The sequence below is a fragment of the Oribacterium sp. genome, from assembly GCF_057249185.1.
On sequence record NZ_DBHIGR010000091.1, the window covers coordinates 1 to 8,797 of the forward strand.

Annotated in this window: 6 protein-coding genes; all 6 read right to left on the bottom strand. The window is 44.1% G+C overall.

The features are described 5' to 3' along the window. Window positions 1–435: metallophosphoesterase family protein (locus tag ACO4PX_RS06350; RefSeq protein WP_485572016.1), on the bottom strand; the 435-nt coding region annotated here is incomplete at its 3' end. After that, the gene (locus ACO4PX_RS06355; RefSeq protein WP_485541627.1) at window positions 432–2,348 is read right to left on the bottom strand and encodes a BMP family ABC transporter substrate-binding protein; all 1,917 of its coding nucleotides are present in this window, start codon (window positions 2,346–2,348) and stop codon (window positions 432–434) included. The genes ACO4PX_RS06355 and ACO4PX_RS06350, both read right to left, overlap by 4 nt. Before the next feature lie 345 nt (window positions 2,349–2,693). Next, complete coding sequence (locus ACO4PX_RS06360; RefSeq protein ID WP_485572017.1) at window positions 2,694–3,806, bottom strand: N-acetylmuramoyl-L-alanine amidase family protein; 1,113 nt, start codon at window positions 3,804–3,806, stop codon at window positions 2,694–2,696. A 179-nt stretch (window positions 3,807–3,985) separates the two neighbouring features. Further along, window positions 3,986–5,344: a H2O-forming NADH oxidase gene (gene nox, locus ACO4PX_RS06365; protein WP_304070182.1), complete on the bottom strand. Its 1,359-nt coding sequence runs from the start codon at window positions 5,342–5,344 to the stop codon at window positions 3,986–3,988. A 476-nt stretch (window positions 5,345–5,820) separates the two neighbouring features. Then, the gene (locus ACO4PX_RS06370; RefSeq protein ID WP_485572018.1) at window positions 5,821–7,611 is read right to left on the bottom strand and encodes a phosphotransferase; all 1,791 of its coding nucleotides are present in this window, start codon (window positions 7,609–7,611) and stop codon (window positions 5,821–5,823) included. A gap of 184 nt (window positions 7,612–7,795) precedes the next feature. Further along, a partial coding sequence (locus ACO4PX_RS06375) for a glutamine synthetase III family protein (protein WP_485572019.1) occupies window positions 7,796–8,797 on the bottom strand: 1,002 nt, incomplete at its 5' end.

Genomic DNA, 8,797 nt, shown 5'->3' on the forward strand with positions numbered 1-8,797 from the left:
GCCCTGATGGGGCAAGTCTTCCATGTCTCCGTACCCCTTCACCGGTGCATGGGTCAGTAAAATATCAAAGCCGTTCTTTAGGACAATGTCTTTCTTTACTTTTTGAATGCGCTTCTGCATCTCCTGTTCCGTATACATATGATCTCCCGGCTTATAACGGAGGGAACCTCCCAGTCCCAGTATACGAAGACCTTTAAAATCATAGACCTTGTCCTCAATGCACTCGCAACCCAAAGGCGGTCTTTTCTCGTAGCCCTGGTCATGATTTCCGTGCACATAAAGAAGAGGTGCCTTGCCCATGGTAACCAAAAACTGCAGGTAATCGGAGTGTAAATCTCCTGCGGAAAGAATCAAGTCGATATCCTTTAGCTTTCCCTTATCAAAATGATCCCATAAACCCTTATTTTCCTCATCCGCTATACATAATATTCTCACAGTAAAAATCCTCCCGACAGGATAGCCTCTTGGGATTCTTTGGTAAATCGATCCAATGGAGGGATTTCCCCCACCACATTATCATTTAACCAACGCATATCTACAATTTCTTCCAAATCTAAACTTTCGTCTCCTTCCCTTCTAAGCTTTTCGCTTTGGCTGTGAATTTCTCCGGAGAACGGCGCAAGACTTCCTTCTACGATTTCTTTTCTTAGGATAGAAACCAACTTTTTAGAAGCATAGCTTAAATCCCGGGAAAGGATAATATCAATAACCCCTTCCTTCAGCCCGAAGTAATAGTTCAAGGCATTGTGAGCCTTGGCTAGACTGTTGGCATGGTAGGAGCCCTCTAAAATGGACTGCAAAATCAAAGCATAATACTTTCCCCAGTCATAAACCGGAGCCGCCACATTAAAGACCTTCTCTCCCTCTTCTCTGATATACAGTCCGAACTCTCTGCTGACTTCCGTGGGTTTTGCAAATTCCGGTCCGGAAATCGTTTTGATTCCCTGCTTCCGAAACTCTTCCTTCCAGTTTCCGTCCTGCAAGCCGCTCCAGGAAAGATGTACTTTGCTCCAGGGATTGATAAACTGGGCGCCGATAGCGAAGGCATTGATATTGGCAATGGTTCCGTACAGAGGGAACTGCTCTACATAGCCTAAATCATTTCCATCAGTAATGGATGCCGCCAAAGCTCCCATCAAAAACTTGGCTTCATACATTCTTCCATAATAAGTACGAATGGAATTGTAAGAGGTATTTACCGAACAATTCAGGATAGAGGTCTCCGGATGCTCCAGAGCCATCTTGATACTGACCTGAGCCATCAAACTGGCTGTAGTGAAAATGAGCTCCGCTCCCCAATGAATAGCCTCTTCTATACTGTCCTGAATACGCTCCTCCGTATTACAGGACTCGAAAATCTTCGTTTCCACCAAGCCCCGGAACTTCTCCATAATGTAATTTCGTCCCAGCTCATGGGCGTAGGCCCAGGTGGAATCCTGTACCGTTCGTTCATACAGAAAAGCAATCTTCAGAGGATGCTTTCCGTTATAAAGCTTTCCGCTCTGGAACAGGTCCATAAAACCGCTGACTTTTTTCACTTCTTCAGGGTTCTGTACCAGCACCACGTCTCCGACAGATTTTCTATATTCATTCCAAAGACGTTCGATATTTTCTTTTATTTCCTCCGTACTGTTATGCAAAATAGATTCCATCCCGAAGACGGTAAGATAAACATAGAAAGCATCTCCGATGGTATTTCCCAGCTTTCCTCCACCCATTTGCATATAAAGCTCTGCAAAACGGGAATAGGCTGCCCGAAGGTCTCGACAAAGCTCCTCTTCCCATAGCTCTCCCGGTTTTTTCCCCATTACCTGACAAAGCCGGTCATAGGCTCCCAGCTCGGAAAAACGAATTCTATAGATTCCGGTACATTTATAAAAATCCACAAATTCATAATACAGTTTATTTTCCCGTTCCTCTGTGCGCTTCGGTAATATACGAATTACTGTAGCGGGAATGGAAACCGCATCATTAAAGCGGCTGACGGAAACTCTCTTGTTTCCTTCCTGTACATAAAATTTGTACATATATTCATAAACCAAAATAGGCTCCCGAACACCTTCTTCCTTTACGGAATCATAAAGAGCCGACCATTTAAAGGCAAATTCCGTTTTTGCCCCTAAAATCGGCATGAAATTCTTGGCAAAGGCCTGCTGTCTTCCGGTGGTTTTGGTTCCTACAATATCTTCCAAGGGTATTTCCAAGACACCAAGACGGTTCTCTCCCTGAATATCTTCATCCTTTAATTTATCATCCAAAGCTTCCAAATAAGGATACTGCCCCGTCAAAAGGGCATTTCTATAGGCTCTGTCTCCTAATTTTTTGGCTTCTAAATAATCCTCTATCATTCCTACTCCTCTCTAAGAAACAATAAACCGATTCCTGACGAGTAAATTTCTTGCCATATTTTAGCATAAGTTCCTTGTTTTGCGACAATATACAAGCGTAAATTTTTATTAACCTTAGTTCTGTATAAAAGCTTAATTCTGTATAAAAGCTTAGGTCTGTAAAAGCCTCCATGTAATATAGGTCTGAAAACGGGGTATTTTCGAAATCCCCATCTTCAGACCTATTCTTTAGAAGCATTATTCTTATTTGATTTTTTTACCGCAAGACCTGTGCTAAAGCACTTATCAAAAATTCTATAGAGAATTCCCGGCAAAAAGCCCTATCGCACTCCCTGCAATTCTATATTACTGTGGTCCCTGGGTATTGCCTTCCTGAATGGTTCCCTGTCCCTGAGCACCGCCGGGAGTAGTGGAAGAAGAATTGCTTCCACCGGGGCCGTTACTGCTTGGGCCGTCTCCGTTTGCAGGACTGCTTTGGGTATTGCTGTCGCCTCCCGGAGTATTGCTGCCGGTTCCGCCGGGTCCTACATTATTGTTGTTATTGGTATTGTTGTTATTGTTGCTATTGTTGTTACTGTTGGCATTCGCATTGGCTTCGGTAGCCGTTACATTGGAAGTATCGGAGCTACATACACCGTGCTCATTAAAGCTGAAGTCTCTTCCCTCCAGATTAACGGTGGTATTGCTGAGCATCTTTCCATCCTGCAAGTAGTAGTAATGGCTCTTCTCCTTTAACCATCCCTTCACCATCTTACCGTTATCCTGGAAATAGTACCAAACATTCTCAATCTTGGTCCAGGCTCTTGCCATCTTACCGTTGGCCGGATCCAAATAATACTTATTGCCATCGGTGTCCGTCTTCCAGCCTGTTTCCATATTGCCGTTGCTTGCGGAAAGATAATAGTAAGTTCCGTTTAATTGTAACCAGCCGGTCTGCATAGCACCGTCATTTCCGAAATAATACCACTTATCGGAAATCTTCTGCCACTGTCCCATAACCAAAGAGCCGTCTTCCGGACGGAAATAGTACCATTTATCGGAAATCTTTCTCCAACCCTTGGCCATAACACCGGAAGCCTTCAGATAGTACCATACATCCTTCCCATCCTTCTGCAGCTTCAACCAGCCGGTCTGCATGGTACCGTCTGTCTTTAAGTAATACCACTGCTTATCAATCTCTCTCCAACCGGTTACCATAAGGCCAGATGGACGAAAATAGTGCCAGGCGTTATTAATCTTCTTCCAGCCGGTTACCATATAGGTATCGGCTCCAATGTAATAATATCCGGAAGATGTATGAATCCACTTTCCGCTAACCTTCTGATTGGTCTTAGGATCCACAAAGTAATACTTTCCGTCCTGCTGTCCCCATCCCGCCGCAAAGGCTGTCAGCGAAAGGCTGGCTACACAGAGCCCAAGTGCCAAAGCTTTTATGCCGAATTTCTTTCCCAGTTTCATAATCTTCCTCCCATTAAAACGGATTCTATATAAGTCTATGAAAAAGGCAGCTCTCCTATAGAAAACTGCCTATTTTCGTCTTTTCTAAACTATAGCATAGCAAGCTTTCAAATTTCTATACTAAGCTCTTACTTTTCCTTAACAATTATAAGAATTTTTTCCGTTTTTAAGGATGTTTCTTAGCCCTTTAAGCCTAATTCCTTATTCAGCCAGTTCAGTCCTGTTCTGGTGACATAGTTATAGGGCTGATTGAAGTGAGGCATAAAGAAAAGGTCCACCAAAGGAAGCTCCGGCATGGTCAGTCCCTTCTGAATAGCCAGAGAGAAGAAATGAATGATGGCAGTTGCATCGTAGCTGGAACCTAACTGGCAACCCACAATCTTTTTATCCTCCTTCTTGTAAACAATACGAATCTTCACCTTTGGATTCTCCACTTCCATGAAGGCAGGGAACTGGGTATCCTCGTAATCCTCGTAGGATACGTCCATACCTTCTCTCTCCGCCGCCGCTAAGGAAAGTCCGGTACATGCCAGCTTGTAGCCGTAGATTCCTAAAGCACTGGAGCCCTGAACGCCTAAGCTCTCTACAGGAGTTCCGCAGATGTTATGGCCTGCTACAACGCCGGAGCGTACCGCATTGGTTGCCAAAGCGATATAGTTTTCTCTGCCTCTTGCATTGTCATAAAGGCTTGCACAGTCTCCGATGGCATAAACGGAAGGATCGCTAGTCTGCTGCTTTCTGTTTACCAGATAAGCGCCGTTTTGATACAGCTTTAAGTGGTCTGCTCCCAGACTTGCATTCGGTCTGAAGCCCACAGCACAGATGACCATATCCGCATCATATACACCCTTATCGGTCTTAACACCGGATACCTTGCCTTCTCCTAAGAACTCTTCTACCTTTTCACCTAAAGCAAGTTTAATGCCATGCTCCTCCATTCTGTTCTTTAACTCATCGGAGAAGGGAGCATCAAAATATCCTGCAAGGATACGATCCACCATATCGATCAAGGTTACTTCCAAGCCAAGACGCTGGAAGGCTTCTGCAAGCTCCACACCGATATAGCCTCCTCCAAGGACACATACCTTCTTGAACTCTCCCTTGTTCTTCAACTTTTCGATAACCTCGGCAGCGTTCTGGTAAAGCTTTACCATCTGCACATTCTCTAAATCAAAGCCCTTTACCGGGATTCTGTTGGGGATGGATCCTGTAGCAAAAACCAGATTGTCGTAGTGATCTTCAATCACCTGTCCGTCTTTAAGCTGTACCTTAACGGTCTTCTTGTCATAATCCACGGAAAGTACCTGAGACTCCATGTTTACCTTTGCTCCCTTTGTCAGGAAGTCCTGAGGCTTTGCATAGAACAGGCCGTCTCCGGAATGAATCTGCTCTCCGATCCAGAGAGCCATTCCACATCCTAAAAAGGATATGTTGCTGTTTTGATCATAAATGGTAAGCTCCTGATTAGGATAGGACAGAATGGTATTTGCGCAGGCTGTTCCTGCGTGGTTAGCTCCTACTAGTATTGTTTTTGCCATGGGATTCCTCCTTGAATTTTGATATTTTTTTAGCAATAGAATTATTTTATACTATTTTATGGAGAATAAAAGTGAAAATAGTATAAAGAATTGTTCTTATTCTTATCGGCGATTTGGATAGGCGTTATAAGAATGAGTAGGCAGTACTCTTTTGAGCCTGTGCAGCTTATAAACTCATGAATTATATACGTTTAAGCCTGCGTTGGCTGTACGCCATAAGCCTACGCATCCGGGCTTTACGCCATAAGCCTACGCATTCCGTAGGAATGCTAAAGCAACCGATGCAGCTTTTTGTCCATAAGCTAGCTTATGAGCAAAAAGCTGTACCGGCTGCTTTTAAAAAAAGTGGCTCCGCCACTTTTAGGCTTATGGCTGAGTTAAGACTTTTGAGCTAATGACTGAATGGCTACTTTTGAGATTATACTTTATTGCCAAGTCTAGCTTCATGGCTTTCAAATCTAAAAACGATTCAGGTTCTAAATTCCCAAAATCTTCTTGGCATCCTTGAAGTATCTAAGCATTTTCAGACTGTATTCTCCAAATTCCTGTCCTTTTCTCATCTTATAAGCACACCACAGGCTCCATAGCAGTCCTGATAATCCCATATAGGCAATCAGTAGTTTCTCCAAATCTTCTTCTGTTCTTCTGCTCAGGATCAGCGGTTTTTCTTTTCCTTCCGCCTTCGCCACCTGCAGATAATCTTTTAAAAATTGCTTTGCTTCTTCAAAATCCATATAGGAATAGATTGCTCCCATGGCGATATCCAGCAAGGGGTCTGCCATGCCTGCGTACTCCCAATCAATCATCTTCACGCCTTCCTTTGTGAAGATAAAGTTATCCTGCACTGCATCAATATGGCAAAGGCAAAGGGGTGGATTCGTTCCTTCCGTAAACTGAAGCATCCTTTTCATTGCTTCTTTGATTTTTCCATAGTCCTGATAGGGGATTTCTCCGCCCCCTTCCAGGCAGATATCTTCGTAATATTGTATCTTTTCCCCCAGTGAAAAGGCGTGATTCACCTCTTTTTTTCCTTCATGCAACTTTAATAAAAGCTTCATGCAGGCTCTTCTTTCCTCTTGTTTGGAAAAGTCTGCATTTCTGGCTTCCTCATAGTAGCGTGAAATCTTATAGCCGTTTTCCGGATTAAAGTACAGAAGCTCCTCTGTAATCTCCAGATCTTTTACAATGCTGTAAATTTCCTCCTCTTCTCTTCTGTTAATCAGCTTGCCGGTTCCCACTCCGGGGATTCGGCAAATGAAATCCTTTCCGGCATAGTCTTTATTTTCACTTTCCTCATGGATGCTGAAAAGGAAGGATTTATTGGTCATTCCCGCCTTTAGGCAGCGAAGCTTCACAATATCTCGCTCCGGAATCCGAAAAACCGAAGAAATCAGCTCCATGGCTTCCGAGCCGGAATGGTCATTGTATTTTTCATCAAAAAGACGCAGCTCTTCTAAATTTTCAAATTCATAAATCTGTCCGTCCTTCTGCTCATTTCGATAGATTGGGGGCAAATGCTTTAACTCTAAACGGAGCACATCCTCCCAGTAAAAATCTTCCGTCCCCGGTCTATGGTAGTATTCCTCTATAAAGGGGCGAAGAGCCGCAAAAAATTCCTTCTTCAGGAACACCGGACCGTACATACAGTAGGCATCTTCTCCGCCTACCTCCACTCTTTTAATCTGTCCGTCCTTTCCACAGTCTAAAACCCACTCTTTGGTTTCTCCTGCCATGTAGCTGGCAGCATACCAGGATAGGGGCTCAATGCTGTGATACATATTTTCCCGCATCCAGTTGTCGGAAGAAAGAATATAAAAGTTTTTCCCCTCCACCGCCTTTCGGGCATGATACAGGGTGCCGATGGTATTCTTCGTAGAATACTCCGGATTATATAAAAGCTTCACGCCATAAGCATCCACAAGGTAGTCAAACTTCTCCTTCAAATATCCTACCACGATGGTGATATCCTTAACCCCCACCAATCCCTTGGGACATTCATAGGTTAGAGGAACAAAGCGGGAGCCGAAGCCTGCAGCCAAAATCAGGGCCGCATCCACCTTGTGTTCCTGTAAAAAGGCCTTTCCTTTTTCTGTCAGGTTCCGCTTTTCTCCCTTGCATTCCTGTTTTTCCAGATAGCCCTCTTCTTCCCAATGCTTGATACACTGGTTCACCTTTCCCAGGGACATCCCTGTTTCCTCAGCCCATTGTCTTTGGCTGTACTCCGGATGCTCCATCATATTTCGCAATAAAATAGTACAGGAATTCATTTTTTCTCCTCTTCTATGCTAGGCAGTAACGTTCATTATAATTATATATCGTCATATTATGAACATTATAATAGAAAAAAAGAAAATTTTCTCCTGTACTACTTTACGATTTATTGAAATTTATTTTTATTCACAAGGGGCTGTCAAAATCAAAATGATTTTTTTAGCAAGATAGGTCTGATTCTTAAATTTCGGAAACTTCGTATAAAAGGTCTCCATAGCTTGGGAAAGGCCATAGGCTCTTGTCCATGATGGTCTCCAGTAAATCTGCCGGCTCTCGCAGCTCCGCCATATCCTTGGTAATCACCTTATGGAAGAAAAAGGCTTTTTCCTTTTCCTCCAAAACCTCCGCAGCCTCTTCCAAATGCTGCAGAAGCTTTTCTCTGGCCTTTTCCATATCCTCCAAATACTGAGAAGCCCGGTTTAACAGCTTTTCCTGGGCATAGGTACTGGCCTTCGGAGAAGCGGCCTTAACGGCATTCAGAGATTCTGCCAAATTTTGCACAAAGCGAATCGCTGCGGGAATAATCTGCTTTCCGGAAATGTTCACCATGGCTCTTCCCTCAATGGAAATCACCTTACTGTAATGTTCGTATTCCACCAGCTCTCGGCTTCTTAGCTCTGTCTCCGTATAGATGCCGAAGGAGGAGAATAAATCGATGGACTTCTTCGTGGTCAAGGCAGAGATGGCATCCACCATAGATGGATGATTGGGAAGACCTCGTCTCTTCGCCTCCTCTACCCATTCCTTTCCGTAGCCGTTCCCATTGAAAATAATCCGCTCATGCTCTCTTAAGAGCTTCTTCAGATAATCATGTACCGCCGTTTCAAAGTCTTCCTGCTGTTCCAGAAAATCCGCTGCCAGCTTAAACTGCTCCGCTGTAATGGTGTTCAGGATAATGTTGGCACCGGCAATAGAGTCGGAGGAGCCCACCATACGAAACTCAAACTTGTTTCCGGTAAAGGCAAAGGGAGAGGTTCTGTTTCTGTCCGTATCATCTCTTGCCACATCCGGAAGGGAACGTACACCGGTATTGATATGCTCTCCCTTTGTGGATTTTGTTGCATAGCCTGTTCCGATGAGCTGGGCTACCACCTCTTCCAGTTGACTACCCAAAAAGCAGGAAATAATGGCGGGAGGTGCCTCATCCGCCCCAAGTCTATGGTCATTTCCCACATTGGCCGC